The sequence below is a fragment of the Paenibacillus sp. sgz302164 genome, assembly GCF_056120505.1.
Genome location: NZ_JBVYOL010000006.1, coordinates 34,902 through 58,173, shown reverse-complemented (window position 1 = coordinate 58,173; position 23,272 = coordinate 34,902). Strand labels below are relative to the sequence as shown.

The window sequence follows — 23,272 nt, the reverse complement described above, 5'->3', positions numbered from 1 at the left end:
GTATGAACGGGCATATTTCGGTACAGGCGGCAATTGCCAAAGTTGTGAGCGGCGGGCATCTGAATCGCGCTGAGGCGCGCACTGTCATGGCGGAAATTATGGAAGGTGCGGCGACGCAAGCCCAGATCGGCAGCCTGCTTACGGCACTGAGAATCAAGGGCGAGACGCTGGATGAAATTACCGGCTTTGCCGAGACGATGCGCAGCAAGGCGACGCAGGTTCGCGTAGCCCAGGCGAACTTGCTGGATACGTGCGGAACCGGCGGCGACGGAGCGGATACGTTCAACATTTCAACGGCGGCTGCATTCGTGGCGGCGGCCGGCGGCATCCGCGTCGCAAAGCACGGCAACCGCGCGATGTCGAGCAAAAGCGGCAGCGCCGACGTGCTTGAAGCGCTCGGCGTCAACATTACGATCAACGGCGAGCAGGCGGCCCGCTGTTTGAACGAGACCGGCATCTGCTTCATGTTCGCCCAGGCGTACCATCAATCGATGAAGCACGTAGCGGCGCCCCGCAGAGAGCTGGGCATCCGCACCGTGTTCAACCTGCTCGGGCCGCTGACGAACCCGGCCTGCGCCGACCGCCAGGTACTGGGCGTGTTTGACCGCTCCAAAACGGAGCTGGTCGCGCATGCGCTGCAAAACCTGGGCCTCAAACGGGCGCTGGTGCTTGCCAGCGAAGACGGCTTGGACGAAATCAGCATCTCGGCGCCGACCAAAGTGACCGAGCTGAAGGTCGACACGGTTTCAACTTACATGGTCACGCCGGACGAACTCGGGCTGAAAGCCCACAGCATCAAAGATGTGGCGGGCGGCGACGCGCAGATGAATGCGGAAATTATCCGTCATATTTTCGCCGGCGACAAAGGCGCTCACCGCGATATCGTACTGGCGAATGCCGCAGCATGCTTTTATGTAACGGGCCATTGCGGAACTTTGCAGCAAGGGGTCAAGCTTGCGGCCGACATTATCGACGCGGGCAAAGCGGAGCAAAAGCTGAACGAATACATTCAATTTACGGGAGAATTGAGCCATGTTTCTTGATAAAATCGTAGTCACCAAGCAAGCGGAAGTGGAAGCGATGAAGGACAGCTTTTCCGTGCGGGATGCGGAGAAAAAAATCGCCGAGCTGCCTCCGTGCCTCGGATTCGAAAAGGCGCTCACGGAGCGCAAAAACCGCCCGATGGGGCTGATCGCGGAAGTGAAGAAAGCATCGCCGTCCAAAGGCTTGATACGCCCCGATTTTGAGCCTGTGGCGCTGGCGCAGGCGTACGAGCGGGCCGGAGCGGACTGCATATCCGTTCTGACCGATGTCCAGTACTTTCAAGGCAGCAACGATTACTTGAGCGCAGTGCGCAAGGCGGTGGGCATCCCGCTGCTGCGGAAAGATTTTACGATCGACGAAAAGCAGATTTATGAAGCCCGTCTGATCGGTGCAGACGCCATTTTGCTGATCGCAGCGATATTGACTACGGAGCAAATGAAGCGGTTTTTGGCGCTGGCAGGCGATCTTGGCCTGGATGCCCTTGTGGAGGTGCACGACCGCGAGGAACTGGAACGCGCTCTGGAGCTGGATACGCAGCTGATCGGCATCAACAACCGCAATCTGAAAACGTTCGTGACGGATTTGCGGACGACGGAAGAGCTGATCCGCCACATTCCGGCCGGCAAAACGGTCGTCAGCGAAAGCGGCATTTCTTCTGTGCAGGACATGGCTTACTTGCAGCAGATCGGGTCCCATGCGGTACTGATCGGCGAGCATTTTATGCGCCAGCCTGTCGTGGAGCAGGCGGTTCATGATTTGATGGGCGCGGTTTGACGCCATAACGAAGCTGTAACGGAAAGAGGCGGATAAGATGGCTGTACAGGCAGCTCCAACCGTAAAAATTTGTGGACTTCAAAGCGTTGAAGTGTTAAAATCAATCGTACATTTGCCGATAGACCATATCGGTTTTGTTTTTGCGCCAAGCAAGCGTCAGGTTACCCCCGAACAGGCGGGTGAACTGATTGCTTTTTTACGATCGGAGGCTGACCGCGGTGCCAGGACGCCGCTTGCCGTCGGGGTTTTTGTCAATCCCAGGGAAGCGGAGCTGGAACGGACGCTGGCGGCGGCTCCGCTAGATGTCGTTCAATTGCACGGACAGGAAACGCCGGAATTTTGCAGTCGGGTTCGGGAGCATTTTGGCGTGCTTGTATTTAAATCGGTGCCGATTTCCAAGTCGGCCGATGCTGCGCCTGCTTTCGAAGCTGTTGCAGCGCAGCTCGATCCTTATCGGGATTCGGTCGATGCCATCCTGCTCGACACGTTTGATCCGGTGTATGGAGGCGGCTCAGGCAAGACGTTTGCCTGGGACTGCATACCTGTATACCAGGAATGGGCCCGCCAGGCCGGAATCAAGCTGCTCGTTGCCGGCGGACTGCAGCCTGACAATGTCGAACTGCTCGTTCGCGAGTACGCGCCAGACGGCGTCGATGTGTCCAGCGGCGTCGAGACGGACGGCGTGAAAGACGTATCCAAAATAACAGCATTTGTGGAAAGGGTGACCCGTAAGTGACGCAAGTACCTGATGCTCAAGGCAGGTTTGGTAAGTTTGGAGGCCGTTACGTGCCGGAGACGCTGATGAATGCGCTCATCGAGCTGGAAGAAGCCTATAATCGATATAAAGACGATCCTGAATTCATAGAGGAAGTCCGCTATTTGCAAAAGCAGTATTCGGGCAGACCGACTCCGCTCTATTATGCGGAAAGGCTGACGGAGAAGCTGGGCGGCGCCAAAATTTACTTGAAGCGCGAAGACCTGAACCATACAGGGGCGCATAAAATCAATAATACGATCGGACAAGCCGTCCTCGCCAAGCGGATGGGGAAAAAGAAGGTCATCGCAGAGACGGGCGCAGGCCAGCACGGCGTGGCCTCGGCTACGGTAGCCGCACTGCTCGGCCTTGAATGCAAAGTGTTCATGGGCGAGGAGGATACGAAGCGCCAGCAGCTCAACGTATTCCGGATGAAGCTGCTCGGCTCCGAAGTGATTCCGGTCACTTCCGGCACGAGAACGCTGAAAGACGCGTGTAACGAAACGCTGCGCTACTGGGTCAGCAACGTGCAGGATACGTACTATATCCTCGGTTCTGTAACCGGTCCGCATCCTTACCCGATGATGGTCCGCGACTTCCAGCGGGTTATCGGCGACGAGTCGCGCGAGCAGATTTTGGAAACGGAAGGCCGCTTGCCCGATGCGGTAATCGCCTGTGTGGGCGGAGGCAGCAACGCGATGGGCATCTTTTATCCGTTTGTCGGCGACGCGAGCGTCAAGCTGATCGGCGTGGAAGCAGCCGGACGCGGCGTCGATACGGACGAGCATGCCGCTACGATGACGATGGGAACGCCGGGGGTATTCCAGGGCTCGATGAGCTACTTGCTGCAGGATGAATTCGGCCAGGTGCAGCCTGCTCATTCGATCTCGGCAGGGCTTGACTACCCGGGCATCGGACCGGAGCACGCGTATTTGAAAGATATCGAGCGCGCCCGGTATTTCCCGATTACGGACCAGGAGGCGCTTGACGCGCTCCAACTTCTCAGCCGCACCGAAGGCATTATCCCTGCTCTGGAAAGCGCGCATGCGATTGCGCAAGTCATCAAGACGGCGCCTGCCATGAGCAAAGATCAAATTATCGTCGTGAGCTTGTCCGGACGCGGAGACAAAGACGTGGAAGCGATTATGGGCTATCTTGGGGTAGGGAGAGAATAAGCGATGAACCGTATAGATCAACGATTTGCCGAGTTGAAGGAGCGCGGGGAAACCGCATTGATTCCTTTCTTAACGATCGGAGACCCGTCCCTGGAGGCGTCTGTGGAGCTCATTCTTGAGATGGAGCGGGCGGGCGCCGATCTGATCGAGCTCGGGGTGCCGTATTCCGACCCGCTTGCAGACGGGCCTGTCATTCAGCGTTCGTCCGAACGGGCGCTGCAGCGCCGCATCACGATCTTCGATGTGATCGATACCGCCGGCCGGGCGCGGAGCAGAGGCTCCAAACTGCCATTTATTTTATTTACTTATTACAATCCGGTTCTGCAAATCGGGCTTGAAAAAATTTTCAAGCTGATGCAGGATCAAGACATAAGCGGCATCATTATACCTGATCTGCCTCTGGAAGAAGACGGCGAGACGAGAACGATAGCGGAGAGCTTCGGCATCCATTTGATCCCGCTCGTCGCCCCGACATCGAATGAACGGGTAAAGCGGATCGCCGCGAACGCCAAAGGGTTCGTCTACTGCGTATCCTCGCTCGGCGTTACGGGCGTCCGTTCCGAATTTTTTGGCGGCATCGACGAGTTTCTCGCTACAGTGAGGGAAGCCGCTCAAGTGCCGATCGTCGTCGGCTTCGGCATATCCAGCCGCGAGCAGGTACAGCGTTTTGAAACACAATGCGACGGCGTCGTCGTAGGAAGCGCGATCGTCCGTAAGATTGAGGACGCGCTGCCGCATCTGCAAGCCGATGCCGCTCATCCGGAAGGACTCTTGCAAATTCATAATTTTGTGTCACAATTAAAAGGTTCGAATATTTCTGGATGAGGTGACTCAGGTGAAGCCGAAACAAACGATCGTCCATTTACCGGTTTATCAGCCGGGCAAGCCTATTGAGGAAGTGAAAAGGGAACTGGGGCTCACGGAAGTCATCAAGCTTGCTTCCAACGAGAACCCGTTCGGAAGCTCCCCGAAAGCGAGAGCGGCCATCGAAGCCGAGCTTTCCAATATCAGCTTGTACCCCGACGGTGGCGCTGTGCAACTGACTGCGGCCGTGGCCAAGTATTTGGGCGTAGAAACGAATCAAATCATTTTTGGAGCAGGCTCGGACGAAGTGATTCTGATGCTGGCCAGAGCTTATTTGGTGCAGGGCGATGAAACGGTCATGGCTTCGCACACGTTCCCGCAATATAAGCATAACTGCGAGATCGAGGGTGCGGTATGCATTGAGGTTCCTTTGAAAGAAGGAACGCACGATCTGGACGCCATGCTGGACAAAATTACGGATCGCACCAAAATCGTCTGGATTTGCAATCCGAACAATCCGACAGGCACAATGAACACCGAAGCCGAAATCAAGGCGTTTCTGGCCAAAGTTCCGGCTCATGTGCTCGTTGTACTGGACGAAGCCTACTGCGAGTACAATACGACCGATGAATATCCGGACAGCATCGAGCTGATCAAGCAGTACCCTAACGTTATTGCGCTGCGCACGTTTTCCAAAATTTACGGACTTGCTTCCCTGCGTATCGGTTACGGCGTAGGTGACGCCGCTGTCATTCGTACGATCAATCAGGTTCGGGAGCCGTTCAACACGACCCGTTTCGCGCAAGCGGCGGTGATTGCCTCGATTCAGGACGACGAGTTCATCGCCCGCTGCCGCGAGGCGAACACGGCCGGCTTGAACTACCTGACCGGGGAATTCGCCAAATTGGGCTTGACAGCCTTCCCGGCTCACGGCAATTTTGTTATGGTTGACGTAGGGCGCCCGGCTGCTGCTGTATTCGAGGGGCTTTTGCGGCGGGGAATCATTGTCCGCGGCGGCCACCAGCTCGGTTTCCCGACTTCCCTGCGCGTGACGATCGGCAGCAGCGAACAAAACGAAAAATTTATTGCAGCATTAACGCAAGTACTTGCCGAGACAGCTGTGCAAGCCTAATTTCATGGTTAAAGGTTGATTTCATGACGAAAATTGCGATATTCGGCGTAGGGCTGATCGGCGGTTCGCTGGCCTTATGCTACAAAGGAAAGCCAGGTTTTACCGTCGTAGGACATTCGCCGAACCCGAAGTCTGTGGAAAAGCTGTTGAAACGCGGCGTTGTGGATGACGCGACGACTTCCATGGAGGAGGCGGCTCAGGACGCCGACTATATTTTCCTTTGCGTTCCGGTCGGACTGCTGGAAGATTATTTGCGGCAGTTGGTCAAGCTGCCTTTGAAGCAGGGCTGCATCATTACGGATGTCGGCAGCACCAAAGCTTCTGTTACGGAATGCGCAGCCGCTTTGGATTTGGGAGGCGCCTATTTTATCGGCGGCCACCCGATGGCGGGTTCCGAGAGACACGGTGTGGAAGCGGCCTCTTCCCACTTGTTTGAGAATGCTTTTTACGTGCTGACGCCGGCCGAAGGAACTCCCCAGGAGGCTGTGGATCGCTTGGCCAGCTTGCTGAAACCGACGCTGGCGCAAATTGTTCAGGTGGATGCCCGCGAGCACGACGATATTGTAGGAGCGATCAGCCATCTGCCTCACATCATTGCCGTAGCTCTGGTGAATCAGGTCCGGGGCTACAACTCGACTAATTCGTTGTACCAGAACCTGGCCGCGGGCGGGTTTCGCGATATTACCCGGATCGCATCCAGCGAGCCGACGATATGGCGCGACATTCTCGTGGGCAACCGGGAAGTGCTGCTGCGCCTGCTGAAGGACTGGAATTTGGAAATCGGCAGGTTCATCGATTTGCTGCAGCACGGCGACGGCGAAGGAATCGCCGAGCAGTTCCGCATCGCCGGAGAGTTTCGCAACCAGCTGCCGGAGCGCAGAAAAGGCATGATAACGTCATTGTTCGACATTTATGTGGACGTTCCCGATCATCCCGGAATTATCGCTCAAATTACGACGCTGCTTGGCAACGAAGCGATCAATCTCAGCAATATTCAAGTCATTGAAAGCAGAGAAGATGTGCCCGGAATTTTGCGGCTTTCTTTCCGCAACCAGGAAGATGCGGACCGGGCGGCTGCCGCGCTGGGCAAAGAATACGCGGTCCACGTATAGCCGTTCCATACGGCCTGATGGTTTTGTCGATAGATGAGACAGAAGCATCAGGTTATTTTTTTGATCAAATATGATATTATTAGTATTTGTGATGACCATTTACTAACGTTACAGGGAGCCGGGAACATGTCAGGAATTCGCAATAAAAGTGTGCTTGCATTCATTCTTATCCTCACTCTTTGCTTGAACTTTGCGCCGGTTACTTCCGGTGAAGTCGACGGGATCCGCTACAGCTCCCAGGTGGCCGTACTTGTCTATCATCATATCGACGATCAGACTTCCGGACCGGTTACCATTTCGTCGAAGCTGTTCCAAAGACAGCTGAAAAATTTGCTCAGGCACGGTTACAATTTTATTTCTTTGCAGCAGTTTCGCGGTTTTATGTCCGCTGGCGCAGCGATTCCCGACAATGCCGTACTGGTCACATTTGACGACGGCTACGAGAGCTTTTATACGAATGCTTATCCGGTGCTCAAAAAGCTGCAAATCCCGGCAGTGAATTTTGTCATTACGAAAGATCTGGACGCCCCGCAAGCCAGCGCGATACCTTCCTTGTCCAGGGAGGAGATTGCGGAAATAGAAAAGGAAGACCCGAACATCGAATTCCAATGCCATTCCGACCGGCTCCATGATATGAAGGACGGAAAGCCGCTTCTGTCCTACAAAATGAGATTAAAGGATGCATTCGAGACGGATCAGGATTACGAGCTGCGCGTAACGAACGATACGAAGACTTCGATCAGCAAGCTGGAGCCTTTGAACGGCGAAGCGATAGACGCTTATGCGTATCCTTTTGGCAGCTATAACGAAAAAGTCGTCGGTTTATTAAAACAAGCCGGTATGAAATACGGTTTCACCACGGCTAGCGGAATTGTAACGAGAAAGACGGATCCGATGCAGCTTCCCCGCATTAATGCCGGAAGTCCTTTCGTAAGAGGGAACTCCGTCAACAATCTGATTCAGCAATCGCTGCGGGGAGGAGGCAGGGCTGTTCCGCAAAAAATAGATTGATTTCATTCGTGAGTCGGGCCGGTACACGGTCCGATTCATATTTTTTTCACATTGCTTGTATCCGTTTTCAAAAAACTGTTGACAAATTGAAAACGGATACATATAATAAAAGTACAGTATGGTTTCTCTCCACTCCTATCCGATAATCGCACCAATAAGTGCAACCGCCGATTCGGCGGTTTTTTTTTGCTTTAAATACCATATTTATCTGAATTTTATTATACAATTGAAAAGACGGGTTGCTGCGCATGCGGCAGACACGCTTTTTTAACATGGCTTACAAATTTTTGTCGAAATAAGCAGGATTTTTGCCATCGATCAAGAATGATATTAGACTGCCTCTATTTTCGCTTCTAAAAATGATGGCTCTAAAAAAAATCGTTGCCGTCGCGCAACTTTTCACTCTCTGTGCAGTACAACAATGTATGAGCAGTTGGGAGTGCTACCCGGAATCGCGAGGAGGATCGCCGCGTAATGACCGATTCCCAGTTGATCAGAGAAATCAAGGATGGAAATGTTCAGCTTTACAACGAACTGATGCGTCGTTACGAGCGTAAAATCCTTGCATTCATATACCATATGCTCAAAAGTACACAGATGGAGGCAATCGCCGAAGACTTGTGCAATGAGACGTTTTATAAAGCGTACCGAAGTTTGCATTCGTTCCGCGAGGTGGAAGCCTCTTTTTCTACGTGGCTGTATACGATTGCCCGCAATACCGTGCTGAGCGAACTTCGTAAAAATAAAAGCGTGCAAGTCTCATTGGAGCAAAGCGGGCATACGCCTCTTGCTTCCTACGAATCCCTGCCGGAGCAAACCATGCTGCGCAACGAAAAAGTGGTCATGGTGCGCGAAGCCATCAACAGCTTGCCGGAGAAACAGAGATCGGCGTTGATTTTGCGCGAATACGATCAGATGGATTACCAGGAGATCGCGAATATTTTGGGCCAGACCGTCAGTTCGGTCAAATCTTTACTGTTTCGGGCGAGAGCTTCCGTCAAACTGCAGCTGGAGCCTTATTTCAGCGAACCGATATTTGAAGAGTCGAAGGGATGAAGCAACGATGAAGTGTAATGACATTCAGGAGTTATTTGGAGTCTATTGGGATTTGCCGAATGATGACCTGAGACGCGCAGCGGTAGATAAACATATCGTCTCTTGTCCTAATTGCGCGGAGGAATTTCAAATCTGGGAAGAGAGCACGATGCTGATTCGGACTACGGCGCTGGCCGAGGAATTGCCTGAATACGAACCGATCGTTTCGGATAAGGTGATGAGCCGAATTTATCAGGACGAATCGTGGCGCATCCCGATTCCTGAGCGTATGTACGCCATTTCATACAAGCTCAGGCGAAACCTCACGGCTGTCATCGCTTTTTGTTTGGCTTTGTTCATGTTCAGCTTTTTATTTGCCATCGTTTATAATGGCACTTCGGGATCGACGGTGGCGGCTGCCGACAATTCCTTGTTTGATTTGCAGGCCCCGCAAGCTTTGAAGAGCGATTCTTCGGAGTCGATGAACGGGCACAAGATGGTGGACGCGGTCGCCAGCTTGAATCCGAGCTTCATGGAGCCGTTAACTTTTCATGTCGGACCGATCCACTCTTATCCGCATTATTTGCTTGTAGTATCCATACTTGGATTAATCAGCACCATGCTGGTTATGAACTGGCTTTCGCGGACGAAAGCTTAAGCCGGCGAACAATAATTAACGAATGCAAAATGCTCCGTGGAGGAGCATTTTTCTATCATCTCGGATTGTTTGTAATTGGCGAAAAAAGCTGCCTAAGGGCGCGGTCGCTTATTTTCGAATGACCCAGGAGCCTGTCCGATGAACCACGCAGAAGGTATATTTATGCAAAATGATGGTGTTGATGCAGCGTGAGCGGCAGTATATGCAGTCAATATTCAGTGTGTATGCACAAAAGTAACTCCGTCGGACAGACTCCTCGGGTAGAGGTTTATCTCATTGGAGGGCAACTATGACAACGATTGGACTTATTAGACACGGCAGCACGGAATGGAACCGGCTTGGCAAGCTTCAGGGACAACTGGACACGGAGTTGACGGAAGAGGGGATTAAGCAAGCTGAACTGCTGGGAAGACGCCTGGCCAAAGAAGACTGGTCCGGCATCGTCTGCAGCGATTTGCGCAGAGCGAGCGAGACGGCAAGGATCGTCTCGGAGTTGTCGGGAATTCCGCTGCTCCGTACAGACGCAAGGCTTCGGGAGCGCAGTTTCGGCCTGGCGGAGGGGACGACGCTCGAAGAACGCCAGGAGCGCTGGGGAGCCGACTGGAAGAAGCTTGATTTGGGCGGCGAAACCGACGCTCAGGTTTGGGAGCGGTGGGTTCATTTTATAGAGGAACTGACGGCGGCGGAGCCTGAAGGCAAAATATTGATCATCTCGCACGGCGGATTCATCGTTCAGGTACTGCGCGGGCTCCGCATGGAGCGCGATGAGTTTTTGAACAACACTTCCTTGACGGTTCTGCAAAGGAAAGATTCTTCATGGGAGCTGCTGCTTTACAACTGCCAGGCTCACTTGGTTTCTTCGTGATAACGGCAGCGTGGGGGCTGGCGGAAGTGCCTTTAGCGGAAGTGGAGCGTGACGACGGGCGGACGGGAACCGACCGTGTAACGCGCACGCCGCATTGGAAGCATCGCTCTGTTACGGAGCGGTGTTTTTTTGTTTTTTGGGCAGCTTGGGAGGCTGCCCTTTATTGTACGGCCCTGCCCCGGAGGCGCGGCCTGGACTGAGCCTGGCGAAATAGTCGCCAGCCAGAGCTTTTACATCCACTTGAGGGCGTGGGGAGGGAATCTGTAAAGATTCCCATGACGCCGCCAAGTGGATGTCGCCCCACAGATTTTCGCACCGCGCGCAGCTCCCGACGTTGCAGTTTTGCGCTTCATGGTGGCGGTCGGTCGACCACATCAGGTCTGCTGCTACAACTCAACTTCAAGCTTTAAAAGCGAATCAGTTGGAAACCAGTGCATTATTTTCGTATAAAGTGCGGCTTTATGCCAGTAGATACAGCTGCAACGAAACATTCCTGGAAATGTCAGGCCACCCAGAAACCCGTACGCCAGAGCCGGCAGCACATTCCGCCTGTTTGTGCGAAGAAAACCTGCAAAAGTGCAGTTTTTTCTCGATGGGTGCACTGGCCACGAAAATATTCCTGCAATTGTGCAGGCTTTTTGCCGCGAACATAAGCTCAGGTTCATTTCGGTGAAAATTCCTGCACAATTGCAGGCTTTTCACCGAAATGAACCATTTTTGCGAAAAAACCTGCACTTTCGCAGGTTTTCTCCTGCCGAGCCACTTGCCCACTTGCCCCCGCCCCTTTCAGCACAGCAACCAGTACAAGGAGAGGCGTAGAGGTTAGGGAAGAGCTGCTCGCGCCCCTTGTGGTTCATCTAACCTGTCACTCCAATCAACAATATAACTTTCGCAGGTTTTCTACGCGTTAATAGAGATGCGTTTCTTTAGTGTATGTACGTTTTCTCAGCAGCCTGCAAATGTGCAGTTTTGTAAGCTCGAACTTGAGCTGAGTCTCATTTTGATGGGGAATTTCTGGACAATCGCAGGCTTTTTAGCAAAACGGACCTTTCCTGCGAAAAGCCCGGCAATCACTGACAATCGCAGGCTTTTCCCCTAGTCAAGCCGCTTCATGAACGGCTGCGGTCTTTTTCACCGCAAGCAGATCCCGGCGTCCGGTGTGGCGCTGCATGACGGCGGTCGATCGTATGGTCGACCACATGCGTCCATGTTGATCAGTGCAGGCTTTTTCGATGGAGGAGACTGCCACAGGCCGTCTGGTGCACTTTGGACCTTCACCGGATGGTGACAGCGGCAGCCGCAACCAGCCCGCCAGTGAGAGGCCTGGCCTCCCCATCGGCGCTGTTTGAGCGAAGGCAAGCCGCAGAGGCTTTAACAGCAGCGCCGGAAATCATCGCCAAGCATCGTGCAAGATCGCACCGCAGGTGTCCGTCCGAGGCCTCCGCTTGGCGGCAGGCTCATGCAGGAACGCCGCCCGCCACCGGTCGTAACTATTTTGCCATAACCCTTCATTTGCTCCGCTTTTTAAGCCCCTCATTTTATTTCTTATCGGTTCTTCGAATATTTTCGGAAAAAATTCCCATAATGGTTACTAGAAACCACGGAGCAGCAAGCTTCGCAAACTGGGGGGTATACGATGGAAATGAATCTGGCGGACATGCTCAGCTATGCCGATATCCATGATTTGAGCAGAATAGCCCGTACCTACGAATGCGAGTGCAACGGTCATTCCAAAAACGAGTTGATCCAGTCGATCCTAAGCGCCGCGCTGAGAAGGGAGATTTTTGAGAAGTATGTCCAAAAGCTGAGCATGGAGGACATCCGGTTTCTGAACTCTCTTCTGTTTGACGGACGTAATGCGTTCAGTCTGGAAGAATTGATCGCCAGAGCCCAACAGTCGCGGTTTCAAAAAAATGAAAGTGAGGACTGGAACCCTCGCGACATGATCGTCCGTTTCAAGCAGTTAGGGTGGCTGTTTAACGGCTACTCGCTGCAAACGAAATATTTGTTTCACGTCCCTCAAGATCTCAAGAAAAAGTTTGCCGAGGTACTGGCTGCCGATTTTAAGCGCCAGTTGGTGATCAGCGGCGAGCCCGGCGTATACCGCGACGAACAGATGCTGATTGTAGACGATATTTTGCATTTCCTAAGCTATGTTTACAGGCAGTCGGAAATACCGCTTACCGTCGAAGGCACCATGTACAAAAGGCAGCTGCAGCAAATGATGGATTGCCTGTCGGTTCAGGAAGATATGGTTGCCAAAGGCGCCTGGAGATTCGGATATGGGCGAATGTTTAAAGATTATCCGAACCGGTTCTCGCTCATTTACGACTACTGCTATTATCACCAGCTGATTGCGGAGGATCATCAGAGCCTTTCTTTGACGGAAGGAGGAAAATCGCGGGTGCTCGAAGGCCGCAGGGAGAATCTTTCCCACGTTTACCGGTTTTGGCTCCGGCTTTACAAGAATCCGGTTCCGAACGTACAGGTTATTGCGGGGTGGATCGACCGTCTGGCCGGGCAATGGGTAACTTCGGCATCGCTTGCCGAAGTGCTTTGCAAGCTGATCAAACCGTTTTATTACGACACGTCGGAATCGATTTTCGAACAAAGAATTTTGCAGATGATGATGCATTTGGGGCTGCTTCGAATCGGGGAGGACGAGCAGCGCAGGCCCATTCTTCAGGTTACGAAGCTGGGAAGCAGCGTGATTCAGGGAACGTTTGTCGCTGCGGACGATAAAATCGACCTGATGTTTGAAAAAATGATCGATTCGTCCATGCGCTAGGTAAAGGCACATTCCTTGGCATAGAGGGCTGATGCAGGCAACGGCGAAGGAATGCGTGAATATGCTTAAAGTAGGAGCATACACTTTTGAGAGATTTAAAGTTGCTTGATCATCGACGTACTCTCTGGACAATGAATGTTCCTGACAATGCGCGGACATAATTTGGAGGTAGGTCCTATGGGAAAAATGAATGTATCCAATGATGCGCTGTTGGCACTTTTCGCGGAGATGGTTTGGGACGACGCCATACGCAAACATAAAGAGGAAAATCTCTACAAAGAGATTGACCGTGCTTTAGCCAAAGGCGATCAAGCTACGTTCCTGGCCCTAACTTCTGAGCTGAAAACGTTACAATCACCGGGTTAGATCGTGTTCTTGACTGCCGCCATTAGCATATTTGCAAAGAAAGACATGTGACAGCCATTCATATGTCTTTTTTTTCATGAATGAAAATAGAACCAATCGGAGTGCGCACTCGTCAAAATTATTGACGATTCTTGTAATGAGGAGTGTGCATGTATGAGAAATTTGCGATCCAATCCCAGGCTGCGTACTGTTGTAACGTTGACGATTATTGCCGCCGGCGTTTTGCTGGCTGCAGCTTCCGCCTATGCCGCATATTTGTATAATAAAGTGAATAAAACGATTGAACAGATTGCCGCGCCGCAGCCCGCGGAGAGGAACTCGAATTCCTTTCCGGTCGAACAGCTGTCACATGAGTCGAATGCGGCTCTCAAGGAAAAGCCGCTGTCCTTTTTGCTGGCTGCGGTTGACGCGCGTGAAGGCAGCGAAGGTTCGCTCAATACCGATGTCATGATGCTGGTCAGCGTCAATCCGGCTTCAGGCGAGGCTACTATCGTGTCCATACCGAGGGACCTGGAAGTAACCCCGGAAGAATCCGGCTTGGATGACTCGCATAAAGCAAACTATTTTTACGCTTATTTTTACAACAAAAACAGCAGCACAGCTTTGCAGCAAACGAGAGAGCTGTTTTCCGGCATGTATCATGTGCCGATCGATTATATGGCCATCATCAATTTCGAAGGATTCCGCAAGCTGATCGATCAAGTGGGCGGGCTTAAGGTCAACGTCGATATGGATATGAAATATTCGGATGAAAGCGACGGCACGTACATTAACCTGAGCAAAGGCGAGCAGTTGCTGAACGGCAAGCAGGTGCTGGATTTCGTACGCTATAGGAAGTCGAACCTCGGAACGGAGGAGTCTTCGGATACGGTGCGGAATCAGCGGGAGCAATTGGTGCTGGATCAAATCTTAAACAAGCTGACTTCGTTCAGCGGCATATCGGCATGGAGCAAATTGCTGGACATTATCGGCGGCTCGGTAAAAACGGATATTCCTGCCGAAGAGCTGAAGCGGCTTACAGGCTCATATCAGGAGCTGAAACCGGATACGATCCATTACATTCATTTGGAGGGCGACTGGCAAAGCCCGTATCTGGTCGTCGACAGGCAGGATATGGCCAGAGCGTTCGAAGCGCTTCGCAATACGCAAGCAGGACTTTCAATTGACAGCGAAGAAAAGACAAATTAAAGTAGCTAATAGAGCTTGCTTACATAGCAAGCTTTTGTTTTGCAAATTATATGTGGGGGGGATCATTTATGAAATTCAGCGATATCCAGGGAGAACAGTGGCCGGAGCTGAAGCCGTATTTGGATACATGCTTATTGCCGCTCACCGGGCTGACCGGTTCAGAGGAGCCTTGGCAGGCTACGATCGCTCTGGAGCAGCTGCGGGATGCGCTGGAAACCATAGAAATTCCTTTTACAGGCAGAGTGGTGACTTATCCCGCCCTGCACTATTTGACGGGAACAGATGCCGGGAAGCAGATCGGTGAACTGAGCCTCCAGCTCAAAAACGCCGGTTTTCGCTTTGTCATCGTTCTGACTATACATACGGATGCGCTGCAGGCGAAGCCTGAGCCGACGGATTTGCTGATCGTTGTCGATATGAAGGAGTGGGCAGGCAAACAGCGCGAATGGAAGGCGGACATTGCCAGACAAGTTCAGCAGCTTTGGCAAAGCGGCGATCATTTGCAGGAATGAGTGTATTATTGGAAATAAATTTGCGCAGGATAAGAGAAGTAAACGGTTTCTCCACGGACAAGAAGTTGTGACAATTTCGTTAAAATTTATTTGAAGCCTGACAAAACTGTGTCCGAAAACAAGTCGCGCATTCTTGACGCCCTAGAGGTCGTAGGCTATTATTAGAAATGTCCTAGTTATGTAGTGTAATGTCGAACGACACGTGATAGAGGTTTCTGAACGTCCGGTGTAACGGACGCGTCGGCCAATGTAGGAGGGTAGACCTGAGAATGAGTGACCACAACAATCACAATGAAGAACAGCACGGAAAGAAAGCGGGAACAAAACGCGAGATGTCCCGCCGGCAGTTTCTTTCTTACACCCTTGGTGGCGCTGGAGGATTCATGGCGGCCGGTATTATGGTACCGATGCTGAGGTTTGCCGTCGATCCAGTCCTTCAACCGAAGAAAGCATCCGATTGGGTTAAAGTCGTGGAAGAGAGCAAAATTACGAACGAACCCAAATCGTTTACTTTCCAAGTTCACCAGGTGGACGGCTGGTATGAAAGCGATCCGGAGCTTGCGGCCTGGATTACGAAAGACAGCAACGGCAAAATTTACGCTTTGAACCCGACTTGCAAACACCTTGGATGTACGGTGAACTGGAACGACAATCCAGCTTACAAGGATCAATATTTTTGCCCTTGCCACGGCGCGCACTATACGGTAGACGGCAAAAATCTGGCCGTAGCGCCAAAGCCGTTGGATGAATATGACGTTAAGATTGAAAACGGCTTCGTGTACTTGGGGCCGCTGCACCCTAACACTAGAGTATAAGGAGGCGTCACCATCAGATGTTTAAAAATGTATACAACTGGATTGACGAACGTCTTGATATCACGCCGATGTGGAGGGATGTAGCAGACCACGAGGTTCCCGAACACGTTAACCCTGCCCATCACTTTTCCGCATTCGTTTATTGCTTTGGCGGATTGACGTTTTTCATTACAGTCATTCAAATTTTGTCAGGCATGTTCCTCACGATGTACTACACGCCTGATATTATCAATGCATACGCAAGCGTTGACTATCTTCAGCATAAAGTGGCATTCGGCGTCATCGTTAGGGGGATGCACCACTGGGGAGCCAGCCTTGTGATCGTTATGATGTTCTTACATACGCTGCGCGTGTTCTTTACCGGTTCTTACAAAGCACCGCGCGAAATGAACTGGGTTGTCGGGATGCTTATTTTCTTCGTCATGCTCGGTCTCGGTTTTACAGGATACCTGCTTCCTTGGGACAACAAAGCGTATTTTGCTACCCAGGTAGGTATTAAAATCGCCGCGTCCGTTCCGTTCATTGGACAATACATTCAGACGCTGCTGCAGGGCGGAGAAATCGTAGGCGCGGAAACATTGACTCGTTTCTTTGCCATTCACGTGTTCTTCCTGCCAGGCGTTCTGCTCGCTTTGCTTGCCGGACACTTCTTCATGATTCGCAAACAAGGCATTTCCGGACCGCTATAATTGAAAGGAGGGCTAACAGCGTGGCGCATGGTCATAAATCTGACGAAAAAATCGTTTACGTAGGGGATTCCCGCGTCATTAAAAAAACACCGGAGCAGCGTTTAATTCCAAGGGATTATTCGGCTTATCCGGGCAAATCGGAAGCGTTTATTCCTAACTTCCTGTTAAAGGAATGGATGGTCGGCGTTGTCGTACTGGTCGGCATGCTGGCGCTTGTCATGTCCGATCCGGCACCTCTCGGTTATCCGGCGGACCCGAAAAATACACAGTTTATTCCAATGCCTGACTGGTACTTCCTGTTCATGTACCAATTGCTTAAATATCCGTACACTTCGGATCAGTTTGTCGTACTCGGGGCTGTAGTCGTTCCCGGCTTGTTGTTCGGAGGCTTGCTTTTGGCGCCGTTCCTCGATACGGGTAAAGAACGCAGATTTTACAGAAGACCGATCGCTTCTTCCTTAATGATCTTATCTTTAATCGCTTGTACGTACCTGACTTACACTTCCTGGTCTCACTACCAAGTGGAGCTTAAGGATAAAAATATGATTCCTGAGCACATCAAGCGCGAAGAGGAATTGAAAGCAAGCAAAGGTGCAACCGGAGGCGGAGCCGGCAAAGCAAGCACGAAAGCGCCGGCGATCGTGGCCGCGGACGACCCGGGAGCCGAAATTTACAAGAAAGCAACATGCTTGTCTTGTCATGGCGCCGGCCTCAAAGGAATGCCGACTTCCGGAGTTCCTGCGCTGCTGGGTGTAGGCGACAAGCATTCCAAGGACGAAATCCTCGGCATTATCAAAAACGGCAAAGGCAACATGGGCGCGCAGTACAAGGATAATATCGCAAAAGGCTTGACAGATGCCGACATCGACAAGTTGGCCGACTGGTTATCCAGACAAAAGAAAGCAGAGTAAGAATGAAAAACCTGACCGATTTAACCGGTCAGGTTTTTTTGGATCAGAGCATCGTGAGGAGGAGCTTCATTGCAGGACGGACTAACGGTTTCTTACTTTTGGAGCAAGTCTTTTTTATTGAGCAAACAAATGTTGTGGCTGTTTTTAATTTGCAATGCGCTCGGCACGGTATATGGTTATATTTGGTATTGGAATCAGTTGGTCGATACGATAGCGGAGGATCCGCTTTGGTACGTATTTTTCGTACCGGACAGCCCGACGGCCAGCTTGTTTTTTTCAGGCTCGCTCATCTACTTGCTGATCGACCGTTACTCGAACCGCAAGCATTCCAAGCTGTTTACAGCTTGCCGCGGCTTTGTCGAAGCTTTTGCATTGATCACCTCGTTCAAATACGGAGTCTGGGCTGTGACGATGATTTGGGCGGGCGCCTGGCAGGGTGTGCCGGTCGGCTGGGACGGCTGGATGCTGACAGCTTCGCACCTCGCGATGGCCGTAGAGGCGCTGCTTTTTGCAAGGTGGTACGTTTATAAGCTTCCTGCGGTAGCTCTGGTAGCCGTATGGGCGTTCTCGAACGATTTTATGGACTATGAAAGAGGCGTGTTCCCCAGATTGCCAAGAGAGCTTTGGGACGATCTGCCGATCATCGAAATGTTCACCATCGGTTTAAGCGTAATAGGCATCTGCATCGCTATTTGGTTCATAGCCCGGCGAAAAACAAAAAAAATTACAGCTTCATAGCATGGTCTAATTTGGGACAATCCTCCATATGATGTGGTGAAGGAGGGAATGTCCCATGTTTGTTTATCCAGGTTTGAAGCGGGTTGTCTTGATGATATTTGCATTGGCGCTAGTGTGCGTTGTCTCGGCGTGCGGAGCGGCCGGCAGCGGGAAAGGACAAGCTTCCGTCCAAACAGACCCCGAGCAGCTCCGTAAAATGGAGTTTTTGAACGAAATCGCGGAAGATATGTACAAAAAAACGATGGAAGGCCAAGTGGTGGAAGCCCGCACCAAACTGATTCAAATGTCGGATCAAATTCCAAAAATCCGCTTTGAAGGCATCACCTCCGTCGAAGGCTTGAACGCGTTGACCGAATCAATTACACAGGCGAAGCGCGTGTATAATGCAGTGAATTATTCCCAGGAAGAAGCGCGGGTCGCCGTGGCCAAAATACGTCTGGCCGCCGACGCGCTAACCCATAAAAATCAACCGATGTGGCTTCAATATTACAAGCTGCTGCGCAACGATTTGTCGGTGCTGGAGAAAGCCGTAAGGGACAACAGGCAGCAGGAGGCCGTCTCGAAGTTCGCCAGCTTGTCGCAGCATATCTCCGTCATCCGCCCGTCGCTGCTTATCAGCCGGGACCCGGCTGATGTAGAGAAGCTGGATTCCTTGATGACGTTTGTCCGCAGCAGCTTGAACAGCTCGCCGATGAACGTCAAGCAGACGGAATCGGGATTAGAGCAATTGCAGCGGACGATTGACGAGCTGTTCATGAGAAAATCGGATGCGGCGGCATACTTGCCGCTGACGGACCCGAAACAGCCGATTATTTGGTCGATTGGAATCGGGCTGATTATCATCAGCGTGCTCACCTATACCGCATGGAGGATGTTTCGCTCCGGACGGAACGTCGTGACCGTCAAGCAAAAGACGGAAAGCGAGCAGCCGTAACTCACATATGCAAAAGCAAATCCCGGGCCGCCGTCACAGCGGTGCCCCGGGATTTTTTCATGGCGTTTTGAAGCCTTCGCCGAGCACTTCGTGCACATCGCCGATAATAATAAAGGCGGCCGGATCGATCGATTTGACGATTTCCCGCAGCTTGCGCGTTTCGTGCCGGTAGACGACACAGTAAATGACTTCCTTGTCTTTGCCGGAATAGGCGCCGCGGGCGGGAAATAAAGTGACGCCCCGGTCGAGCTCCGACGTAATGGCTTGGGCGAGCGGCCCCGTATGCTCGCTAATGATCGTAAAAGCTTTGGCCGCGTAGGCGCCTTCGGAAATGTAATCGATCATTTTCGAGGACACAAAGACGGCGACGAGCGAATACAGCACTTTTTCCTTCGGCAAATAAAGCAGGGAGGAGCCGATGACGAGGACGTCTATCGCCAAAATCATTTGGCCGACGCTCCAGCCCCGCATTTTATGTCCGATGCGGGCGAGGATGTCGGAACCCCCGGTTGTGCCGCCATAGCGGAAAACAAGGCCGAGACCGGCGCCTAAAGTCAAGCCGGCATATAAAGTGGCGAGGAAATAATCCTGCGTCGTTTTAAAAGGGACAATCCACTGCTGGCGGATCAACAGCTCCATCACCCACAAAAAAACGGATAAGGAGATGACGCCGAAAATGGTGAAAACCATCGAAGATCTTCCGAATATTTTCCAGCCTAAATAAAATAAAGGGATATTGATCAGCAGTGTGGATACGGAGGGCGGGATGCCCAGCACATAGTTGCACAGCAGGGAGATGCCCGTTACGCCGCCTTCCATCAGCTCGTTGGAAATAACAAAATAATGAAGACCGAATGCGTAAATCGCGGTTCCCAGCATAATGGCGAAAAATTGGGTGAATCGGCTGACGATAAGATCCTTCAACATCGGGAAACCTCCATTTGACAGCATTTAACAGCGGATAAAAGTATTATAACCTTTTTGGATAACGAAAAAAATTTGTCAACTTTTCCTCTTTAGTTTAACATGGTAATGATATCTTCGTATGTGATCATGGAAAGAAGGGTGAGCATGTCGGAACGTACACTTAAGGACCTCCAGGCAGAGGTTGATGCTTATATTTCACAGTTCAAGGAAGGCTATTTCAGTCCGCTTTCGATGCTGGCGAGAATGTCGGAGGAAGTGGGGGAACTGGCGAGAGAAGTTAACCACAAGTACGGCGAGAAGCCGAAAAAGTCAAGCGAGGCCGACAATTCGATCGAGCTCGAACTGGGCGACATTTTGTTCATTACGATCTGTTTTGCCAATTCGCTCGGCATCGATTTGACGGAGGCTCACGACAAAGTGATGCACAAATTCAATACTCGGGACGCGAACAGGTGGACTAAAATTAACACCGAAAATACATAACCTTCATAAACTGTACCATCCCCGCTTGCGGGAGTCTTGTCGAGCGAGCTTGCGAAGCAAGTATGGCTCTGGGAAGGGAGGATGGGCAGATGAATGGGGCGAACCAAATCCAAAAGGCGTACGAATCCATTCTTGGCCACGATTTTCAAAAAGCCATCGAATGGTTTGAAAAAGCGATAGCGGCTGAACCGGACAACGCTGCCTATCACCACAAGCTGTCCATCACTTACGCGAGAAGCAACAAGCTGAGCAAAGCCATCGAGCATGCTTCGACAGCGGTGAAACTGCAGGAGGGCAACGAAGCGTACAAGTACCACCTGCAGAACCTTCATGCCAGAGGGCTGGTGGAGCAGGCACAAAAGCATATTAGCGGCAAAGCCGAGCACGCGGAGATCGCCATATTTTTGCTGAAGGAAGCGATTGTCCTCGATCCGCTCTTGATTGAAGCTTACTTAATACTGGCCGAGGTATTCGCCGAACGTCAGGATTATGCAAGAGCGTATCAAACGGTCATGGAAGCACTGCGCATGGAGCCTTACCACGAGCTTGCGATGCAGCAGGCCGATTTGTACCAGCAGAAGTTGAAATGAGATCATGCAAACGAAGGAGAAACAGCCGATATGGATCGTAAAATAAGAGTGGCAGTCGTAGGAGCAAGCGGAAGAATGGGCAGAGAGGTCGTCAAAACGGTGCTCAGAGAGCCGGATATGGAGCTGGTGGCAGGTATTTCCCGTTCATCCGGCCCTGTCGATTTGGGCAAGCTCGTAGGGATGGAGCCTTGCGGAGTTGCGATGAGCAGCGACGTAGAGCTCGCTTTCGTCGAGTCGAAGCCGGACGTAGTCGTTGATTTTACCGGCCCGCAGTTTGCGATAGCCCATACGAATTTGGCGATTCGCCACGGAGTCCGTCCCGTGATGGGAACAAGCGGGTTCACTGCCGAGGATATCGCAGCGTTGGACAAGCAATGCCGGGAACAAGGGATCGGAGGACTGATCGCCCCGAACTTTTCCATCGGTGCCATTCTGATGATGAAATTTGCCGCGCAGGCGTCGAAATATTTCCCGAACCTGGAAATTATCGAGTACCATGGCGATCAAAAGCTGGATGCCCCTTCGGGGACGGCGGTCAAAACGGCCGAGCTCATCTCGGAAGTGAGGGAAGAATTGCGCCAAGGCAACCCTCAAGAAGAGGAAACGATTGAAGGCTCGCGCGGCGGGTATTACAATGGATTTAGAATACATAGCGTTAGGCTGCCGGGCATATTTGCACAGCAGGAAGTCATTATGGCCGAACCCGGCCAGGCGCTCAAAATTCGCCATGATTCTTATGATCGAGCGGCTTACATGCCCGGAGTTGCGCTAGGGGTCAGAAAAGTAATGACCTACACGGGGATGATTTACGGATTTGAGCATTTTATAGATTAGGGAGTGGAGTCGGCATGTTGAAAATTGCATTGATCGCGCATGATCGAAAAAAAGATGAAATGGTGAACTTTGTTACGGCTTACGAGCACGTATTCAGCGGGCATAAATTGTACGCTACCGGAACGACCGGGCAGCGCATTATGGACAACACGCAGCTGGATGTGCACCGCTTCATGTCCGGACCGCTGGGCGGCGACCAGCAAATCGGCGCGCTTGTGGCCGAGAACGAGATGGATCTCATCATTTTCCTGCGCGATCCTTTAATGGCGCAGCCGCACGAGCCGGACATCATCGCGCTGCTTCGGCTTTGCGACGTTCAGGGAATTCCGTGCGCGACGAACATCGCGACAGCCGAGATTTTGGTCAAAGCGCTTGACCGTGGCGATTTCGCATGGCGGGAGCTTGTGCATAAATACAAACCGGGAATTGATTCCAATGAGTGAGCCGCTGGATATTCTTATATTCGGCGCCCACGCCGACGATGCCGAGATCGGGATGGGGGCGACGATCGCCAAGCATACGGCTTTGGGCTACCGTGTCGGAATATGCGATCTGACATACGCCGAAATGTCCTCCAACGGCACCGTGGACAACCGGAAGCGGGAAGCGGAAGAAGCGGGACGCATTCTCGGGCTGGCCATGCGTTCCAATCTGGGGCTGCCCGACCGCGGGCTTTTGCTGACGCCGGAGCATATCGAACGGATTGTTCAGGAAATACGCAAGCACAAGCCGAGGATCGTGTTTGCGCCTTATTGGCAGGACCGGCATCCGGATCATATCGCCTGCTCGCACCTGGTGCAGGAAGCGGCGTTTAATGCCAAGCTGCGCAAATATTTGCCGGAGACCGAGCCGGTGAACGTGCAGCAGCTGTACTTTTATTTTATCAACGATGTGTACGAAGCCGATGTGATGGTGGACGTCACCGACGTCTACGAGAGCAAAATCGCCGCGCTGAGCGCATATCGTTCGCAATTCGAATCCGGCCAAGGGACTGTGGCGACTCCGCTGAATCAGGGTTACGTGGAGCGGGTGGAGGCGCGCGACAGGCTGATGGGGCAAAAACGGATGATTACCTATGCCGAAGGCTTCATCTCGAAACTGCCCTTTGTGGTGAACCGTTTCGAGTGATGAGA

27 protein-coding genes are annotated in these 23,272 nt (G+C 52.0%); 25 read left to right on the top strand and 2 right to left on the bottom strand.

What is annotated here, in order from left to right:
- Positions 1-2: 2 nt before the first annotated feature.
- The 11 genes from trpD to AC0LWT_RS11510 all read left to right on the top strand — a co-directional run bounded on the left by trpD (position 3) and on the right by AC0LWT_RS11510 (position 10,364).
- The gene (gene trpD / locus AC0LWT_RS11560; RefSeq protein WP_474681400.1) at positions 3-1,043 is read left to right on the top strand and encodes an anthranilate phosphoribosyltransferase; all 1,041 of its coding nucleotides are present in this window, start codon (positions 3-5) and stop codon (positions 1,041-1,043) included.
- A complete protein-coding gene (trpC, locus tag AC0LWT_RS11555; RefSeq protein WP_474681399.1) occupies positions 1,033-1,818 on the top strand; it encodes an indole-3-glycerol phosphate synthase TrpC in 786 nt (261 codons plus the stop codon). The genes trpD and trpC overlap by 11 nt, the downstream gene beginning before the upstream one ends.
- A gap of 37 nt (positions 1,819-1,855) precedes the next feature.
- Positions 1,856-2,554, top strand: coding sequence for a phosphoribosylanthranilate isomerase (locus AC0LWT_RS11550; protein ID WP_474681398.1), 699 nt, complete (start codon positions 1,856-1,858; stop codon positions 2,552-2,554).
- Positions 2,551-3,747, top strand: coding sequence for a tryptophan synthase subunit beta (gene trpB, locus AC0LWT_RS11545; protein WP_474681397.1), 1,197 nt, complete (start codon positions 2,551-2,553; stop codon positions 3,745-3,747). The genes AC0LWT_RS11550 and trpB overlap by 4 nt, the downstream gene beginning before the upstream one ends.
- A 3-nt stretch (positions 3,748-3,750) precedes the next feature.
- Positions 3,751-4,572 carry a tryptophan synthase subunit alpha gene (gene trpA, locus AC0LWT_RS11540; RefSeq protein WP_474681396.1) on the top strand — a complete coding sequence of 274 codons (822 nt, stop codon included), beginning with the start codon at positions 3,751-3,753 and terminating at the stop codon, positions 4,570-4,572.
- A gap of 10 nt (positions 4,573-4,582) precedes the next feature.
- Positions 4,583-5,683, top strand: a complete 1,101-nt coding sequence (gene hisC / locus AC0LWT_RS11535; RefSeq protein WP_474681395.1) for a histidinol-phosphate transaminase — start codon at positions 4,583-4,585, stop codon at positions 5,681-5,683.
- 23 nt (positions 5,684-5,706) lie between these two features.
- Positions 5,707-6,795 carry a prephenate dehydrogenase gene (locus tag AC0LWT_RS11530; protein ID WP_474681394.1) on the top strand — a complete coding sequence of 363 codons (1,089 nt, stop codon included), beginning with the start codon at positions 5,707-5,709 and terminating at the stop codon, positions 6,793-6,795.
- Between the two features lie 126 nt (positions 6,796-6,921).
- Complete coding sequence (locus AC0LWT_RS11525) at positions 6,922-7,806, top strand: polysaccharide deacetylase family protein (protein WP_474681393.1); 885 nt, start codon at positions 6,922-6,924, stop codon at positions 7,804-7,806.
- 474 nt (positions 7,807-8,280) lie between these two features.
- Complete coding sequence (locus tag AC0LWT_RS11520) at positions 8,281-8,862, top strand: RNA polymerase sigma factor (RefSeq protein ID WP_474681392.1); 582 nt, start codon at positions 8,281-8,283, stop codon at positions 8,860-8,862.
- 7 nt (positions 8,863-8,869) lie between these two features.
- The gene (locus AC0LWT_RS11515) at positions 8,870-9,499 is read left to right on the top strand and encodes an anti-sigma factor family protein (RefSeq protein ID WP_474681391.1); all 630 of its coding nucleotides are present in this window, start codon (positions 8,870-8,872) and stop codon (positions 9,497-9,499) included.
- 289 nt (positions 9,500-9,788) lie between these two features.
- Positions 9,789-10,364: a histidine phosphatase family protein gene (locus AC0LWT_RS11510; protein WP_474681390.1), complete on the top strand. Its 576-nt coding sequence runs from the start codon at positions 9,789-9,791 to the stop codon at positions 10,362-10,364.
- A gap of 459 nt (positions 10,365-10,823) precedes the next feature.
- Here the strand turns inward: AC0LWT_RS11510 and AC0LWT_RS11505 are convergent, their stop codons facing one another.
- Positions 10,824-11,135, bottom strand: a complete 312-nt coding sequence (locus AC0LWT_RS11505; protein ID WP_474681389.1) for a hypothetical protein — start codon at positions 11,133-11,135, stop codon at positions 10,824-10,826.
- An 871-nt stretch (positions 11,136-12,006) separates the two neighbouring features.
- Between AC0LWT_RS11505 and AC0LWT_RS11500 the strand changes: the two genes are divergently transcribed.
- The 9 genes from AC0LWT_RS11500 (at position 12,007) to AC0LWT_RS11460 (ending at position 19,305) form a co-directional block, all read left to right on the top strand.
- A complete protein-coding gene (locus AC0LWT_RS11500; RefSeq protein ID WP_474681677.1) occupies positions 12,007-13,152 on the top strand; it encodes a hypothetical protein in 1,146 nt (381 codons plus the stop codon).
- 177 nt (positions 13,153-13,329) lie between these two features.
- Positions 13,330-13,518 carry an IDEAL domain-containing protein gene (locus AC0LWT_RS11495; protein ID WP_474681388.1) on the top strand — a complete coding sequence of 63 codons (189 nt, stop codon included), beginning with the start codon at positions 13,330-13,332 and terminating at the stop codon, positions 13,516-13,518.
- Between the two features lie 153 nt (positions 13,519-13,671).
- On the top strand, positions 13,672-14,706 hold the full coding sequence (locus AC0LWT_RS11490; RefSeq protein ID WP_474681387.1) for an LCP family protein: 1,035 nt from the start codon (positions 13,672-13,674) through the stop codon (positions 14,704-14,706).
- A gap of 68 nt (positions 14,707-14,774) precedes the next feature.
- Positions 14,775-15,218 carry a DUF2487 family protein gene (locus AC0LWT_RS11485; protein WP_474681386.1) on the top strand — a complete coding sequence of 148 codons (444 nt, stop codon included), beginning with the start codon at positions 14,775-14,777 and terminating at the stop codon, positions 15,216-15,218.
- Positions 15,219-15,487: 269 nt separating this feature from the next.
- On the top strand, positions 15,488-16,033 hold the full coding sequence (locus AC0LWT_RS11480; protein ID WP_474681385.1) for a QcrA and Rieske domain-containing protein: 546 nt from the start codon (positions 15,488-15,490) through the stop codon (positions 16,031-16,033).
- A gap of 17 nt (positions 16,034-16,050) precedes the next feature.
- The gene (gene qcrB, locus AC0LWT_RS11475; RefSeq protein WP_474681384.1) at positions 16,051-16,722 is read left to right on the top strand and encodes a menaquinol-cytochrome c reductase cytochrome b subunit; all 672 of its coding nucleotides are present in this window, start codon (positions 16,051-16,053) and stop codon (positions 16,720-16,722) included.
- A 20-nt stretch (positions 16,723-16,742) separates the two neighbouring features.
- The gene (locus AC0LWT_RS11470) at positions 16,743-17,633 is read left to right on the top strand and encodes a c-type cytochrome (protein ID WP_474681383.1); all 891 of its coding nucleotides are present in this window, start codon (positions 16,743-16,745) and stop codon (positions 17,631-17,633) included.
- A gap of 69 nt (positions 17,634-17,702) precedes the next feature.
- The gene (locus AC0LWT_RS11465) at positions 17,703-18,371 is read left to right on the top strand and encodes a DUF1405 domain-containing protein (protein WP_474681382.1); all 669 of its coding nucleotides are present in this window, start codon (positions 17,703-17,705) and stop codon (positions 18,369-18,371) included.
- Positions 18,372-18,426: 55 nt separating this feature from the next.
- Positions 18,427-19,305, top strand: a complete 879-nt coding sequence (locus tag AC0LWT_RS11460; RefSeq protein WP_474681381.1) for a sporulation protein YpjB — start codon at positions 18,427-18,429, stop codon at positions 19,303-19,305.
- A 57-nt stretch (positions 19,306-19,362) separates the two neighbouring features.
- On the opposite strand, the gene AC0LWT_RS11455 is transcribed toward AC0LWT_RS11460, so the two are convergent.
- A complete protein-coding gene (locus tag AC0LWT_RS11455; RefSeq protein WP_474681380.1) occupies positions 19,363-20,232 on the bottom strand; it encodes a YitT family protein in 870 nt (289 codons plus the stop codon).
- 144 nt (positions 20,233-20,376) lie between these two features.
- On the opposite strand from AC0LWT_RS11455, the gene AC0LWT_RS11450 reads away from it, so the two are divergent.
- The 5 genes from AC0LWT_RS11450 to bshB1 all read left to right on the top strand — a co-directional run bounded on the left by AC0LWT_RS11450 (position 20,377) and on the right by bshB1 (position 23,267).
- Positions 20,377-20,715: a nucleotide pyrophosphohydrolase gene (locus AC0LWT_RS11450; RefSeq protein ID WP_474681379.1), complete on the top strand. Its 339-nt coding sequence runs from the start codon at positions 20,377-20,379 to the stop codon at positions 20,713-20,715.
- Between the two features lie 89 nt (positions 20,716-20,804).
- The gene (locus tag AC0LWT_RS11445) at positions 20,805-21,305 is read left to right on the top strand and encodes a tetratricopeptide repeat protein (RefSeq protein ID WP_474681378.1); all 501 of its coding nucleotides are present in this window, start codon (positions 20,805-20,807) and stop codon (positions 21,303-21,305) included.
- 30 nt (positions 21,306-21,335) lie between these two features.
- Entirely contained in the window at positions 21,336-22,139 is an 804-nt protein-coding gene (gene dapB / locus AC0LWT_RS11440; RefSeq protein WP_474681377.1) for a 4-hydroxy-tetrahydrodipicolinate reductase, read from the top strand.
- A 14-nt stretch (positions 22,140-22,153) separates the two neighbouring features.
- A complete protein-coding gene (locus AC0LWT_RS11435; RefSeq protein ID WP_474681376.1) occupies positions 22,154-22,582 on the top strand; it encodes a methylglyoxal synthase in 429 nt (142 codons plus the stop codon).
- Complete coding sequence (gene bshB1, locus AC0LWT_RS11430) at positions 22,575-23,267, top strand: bacillithiol biosynthesis deacetylase BshB1 (protein ID WP_474681375.1); 693 nt, start codon at positions 22,575-22,577, stop codon at positions 23,265-23,267. Before AC0LWT_RS11435 ends, bshB1 begins: the two co-directional genes overlap by 8 nt.
- Positions 23,268-23,272 lie beyond the last annotated feature (5 nt).